This is a genomic window from Aestuariivirga sp. (genome assembly GCF_044239095.1).
Lineage (GTDB): Bacteria > Pseudomonadota > Alphaproteobacteria > Rhizobiales > Aestuariivirgaceae > Aestuariivirga.
Map to the genome: position 1 here is coordinate 1 of NZ_JBIICB010000392.1, position 2822 is coordinate 2822.

Annotated in this window: 3 protein-coding genes and 1 pseudogene; all 4 read left to right on the top strand. The window is 63.0% G+C overall.

Going from position 1 to position 2822, the window contains the following annotated elements; genetic code table 11:
• The first annotated feature begins 87 nt into the window (after nucleotides 1-87).
• The 4 genes and pseudogenes from tnpA to ACILRA_RS21760 all read left to right on the top strand — a co-directional run bounded on the left by tnpA (nucleotide 88) and on the right by ACILRA_RS21760 (nucleotide 2807).
• Entirely contained in the window at nucleotides 88-477 is a 390-nt protein-coding gene (gene tnpA, locus ACILRA_RS21745) for an IS66-like element accessory protein TnpA (protein WP_395664127.1), read from the top strand.
• Complete coding sequence (gene tnpB, locus ACILRA_RS21750) at nucleotides 474-821, top strand: IS66 family insertion sequence element accessory protein TnpB (protein ID WP_395664128.1); 348 nt, start codon at nucleotides 474-476, stop codon at nucleotides 819-821. Before tnpA ends, tnpB begins: the two co-directional genes overlap by 4 nt.
• 64 nt (nucleotides 822-885) lie before the next feature.
• Entirely contained in the window at nucleotides 886-2511 is a 1626-nt protein-coding gene (gene tnpC, locus ACILRA_RS21755; protein ID WP_395664129.1) for an IS66 family transposase, read from the top strand.
• Nucleotides 2511-2807 (top strand): annotated as a pseudogene (locus tag ACILRA_RS21760) (hypothetical protein). The gene tnpC and the pseudogene ACILRA_RS21760 overlap by 1 nt, the downstream one beginning before the upstream one ends.
• Nucleotides 2808-2822: the final 15 nt, after the last annotated feature.

Below are 2822 nucleotides of genomic sequence, written 5' to 3' on the forward strand. Positions count from 1 at the left end.
GTAACGGCTCGATTGGGACCGCCTGCCTGAATACCGTTTGATGTCTTAAGACACGTGCATAGCGACGTCGTTAAGGACGTGTCTTGGGTGGAGTTTACGGTGCAGGGTGATGTTCTGGGACGGGAGCGGCGGCGGCGCTGGCGGGATGAGGAGAAGCTGGCGGTCGTTCTGGAGGTTGGTGTTGATGGAGCGTCGGTGACGTCTGTGGCTCAGCGTCATGAATTGACCCGGCAGCAGATCTACACCTGGCGTCGTGAACTGAGACTGAAGGGCATGCTGTTACCGTCGACTGGTGTCGTCTTCCTCCCTGTTGAGAGCACATCGGTTCAGGCTGCACCGCCTTCCGGTATGAGTTGTGAAGTAACGGCGCCTGGCATAATCGAGTTGCGCCTGGGCAATGGACGCAGCCTGCGCTTCGACAGCGGCCTGGATCCCGATAGGCTGACGCGACTGATCCAGGCGGTCGAGGCGGCATGATCGGCCCGGGAACGGGCGTGAGGGTCTATCTTGCTTGCGGGATCACCGACATGCGCAAGGGTATTGGCGGGCTGGCGATGCTTGCCCAGGACGTGCTGCGCCAGAAGCCGACGGGTGGCGCGGTGTTCGCCTTTCGTGGCCGGCGTGGTGACCGTTTGAAGCTGCTGTACTGGGATGGGCAAGGCTTCTGCCTCTACTACAAGATCCTCGAACGGGGACGCTTTCCATGGCCCTCGGCGGAAGGTGGAACGGCGCGTCTGACCTCGGCGCAGCTGGGCATGCTGTGGGAAGGCATCGACTGGCGCAGGCCCGACTGGGGTGCGCCTCCGGCGCGTGTCGGGTAGGTTTTATCTCGCTGAATCGCATTGTTTTAATGGCGTTTTTGCGTGATTCCTGGTAGTCAGGATCATGTCGATCGCTGCTGCAGATTTGCCTGATGATCCCGCCCTGCTGAAGGCAATGATCGCGGCGCTCCAGTCCCAAAATGCCAAGTTGACGGTCACACTGCGGGCCCATGATCAGATGATCCAGGAGCTGAGGCTGCGCATCGCCAAGCTCAAGAAGCAGGTCTTCGGCAAATCCTCGGAGAAGATCGAGCGCGAGATCGAGCAGCTGGAACTGGCGCTCGAGGACCTGCTGATCGCCGCGGCCGAAAGCACGACCGGGCCCGTGGCCGAGGAGACAGCAGACGCTGAGCCTCCAGCCGCCACGGATGACCCAGCAGGCCGCACGCCGCGGCGCCGGCCACGCGTCTCGGCTGCCACCCCGCGCGAGCGCCGGGAGCTCGACCCGGGCAGCTGCTGTCCGGACTGCGGCGGCGAGTTGCGGCTGGTGGGGGAAGACGTCAGCGAGATGCTGGACATGATTGCCGCGCAGCTGCGGGTGATCGAGATCGCCAGGCTCAAGAAGTCCTGCCGCTGCTGCGAGAAGATGGTGCAGGCCCCGGCACCGAGCCGCCCCATCCCCGGCAGCATGGCAACTGCCAACCTCCTGGCCTACATCCTGGTCTCCAAGTTCGACGATCACCTGCCGCTCTACCGCCTGAACGAGATCTTCGCCCGCATGGGGGCCGACATTCCCGGCAGCACGCTGGTGGAGTGGTGCGGACGCGCCATGCAGGTGCTGAAGCCGCTCACCGACCGGATCGAGGCAGAGATCATGGCGAGCGATCTCCTGCATGCCGATGATACGCCGATCCGGGTCCTGGAGCGCTCCTTGCGGGAGAAGGGCCTTGGCAAGGGCGTGAAGCAGGGCCGCATCTGGGCTTATGTCCGCGATCAGCGACCATGGGCGGGAACCGCCCCACCGGGTGCCGTCTATGCCTTCGCACCGGACTGGAAGGAAGACCATGTCCGGCACCACCTCCGAAGCACGAGCGGCATTCTCCAGGCTGACGGCTACAAGGGCTATGCCAAGCTCTATGCCTCTGCCGCCGATGGAACTGCACGGTTCCGTGAGGCCGCCTGCTGGGCGCATCTGCGCCGGGACTTCCATGACGTCTGGACGGAGACCAAGTCCGAGATCGCCCGCGAGGCCCTGGACCGCATTGGTGCCCTCTACGACATCGAACGTGAGATCGCCGGCAGAACCGCCGATATCCGTCGTGCCGTCCGCCAGCAGCACAGCAAGCCCAAGGTCGAGGCCTTCCGCGCCTGGGCTGAGCAGCAGCGACTTCGCATCCCAGGCAAGGGCAATCTCGCCAAGGCGTTCCGCTATGGCCTGAGCCGCTGGGCCTCCTTCTGCCTTTTCCTCGAGGACGGCCGGGTGGGCATCGACAATAATCCAGCCGAGCGTGCTTTGCGCCCGATCGGGATCGGCAGGAAGAATTGGCTGTTCGCCGGCGCCGACACGGGCGCGGAAACGCTGGCCCGCGCCATGACCATCATTGAAACGGCGAAGCTGAACGGTCTCGACCCGCAAGCCTATCTCGCTGACATTCTCGACCGCATCAACGACCATATGATCAATCGGCTCGATGAGCTCCTGCCATGGAACTGGACGCCCGTCGCGGTTCCCCGCGCCAAGGCCGCGTGATGGCAACAGTCACGCACGTCTTCACCATCGAATACGCCGCCAAGCTCCTGGGCGAGGATCCCGAACTCCTCGAGGCAATCATCTCCAACGATGATAACCTGACATAAGGTACCATTATCCACGTCTGCACCGGCACGGATGAATCGTTCAATACCTTGACCGAGGACGGCATCGACGAACTCAGAGACATGCTGAAAGATGCCCGACGATCAGAAGACGCCTGGGACAACTTCCTTGAAGACTTCGTGGAAGACCCAGACGTCATCGCTCGCGTCAAGTCCCGAGGTCCGCGGTAACAATCGGCCGGTTAC